General features: G+C 59.9%; 1 protein-coding gene. It reads right to left on the bottom strand.

The window, feature by feature from the left end; all coding sequences use genetic code 11:
• Nucleotides 1–47 precede the first annotated feature (47 nt).
• Nucleotides 48–312 (bottom strand): ATP-binding protein (locus ACFOWZ_RS43135; RefSeq protein ID WP_382379781.1); only part of this gene is annotated, 265 nt, incomplete at its 5' end.

Below are 312 nucleotides of genomic sequence, written 5' to 3'. Positions count from 1 at the left end.
CCCGAGCGGGGGTCTCAGGCCGGCGCGGCGATTTTTTGAGAGTAGTTTTAGCCGGCCTTTCGGGCTCGACTTTGAGCGAGGCGATAGCTGTCGCCGTTCATCTCGAGGATGTTGACGTGGTGGGTAACGCGATCGAGCAGAGCGCCGGTCAATCGTTCGGACCCCAGGGTTTCCGTCCATTCGTCAAATGGAAGATTGCTGGTGATCAGGGTGGCCCCGCGCTCGTAGCGTTGCGAGATCAGCTCGAACAGCAATTCCGCGCCGGTCTTTGACAGCGGCACAAAGCCCAGCTCGTCGATGATGAGCAGCTTG

It is taken from the genome of Lentzea rhizosphaerae (assembly GCF_042649515.1).
Classification (GTDB): domain Bacteria; phylum Actinomycetota; class Actinomycetes; order Mycobacteriales; family Pseudonocardiaceae; genus Lentzea; species Lentzea aerocolonigenes.
This window is presented reverse-complemented; position numbering and strand designations above follow the sequence as displayed.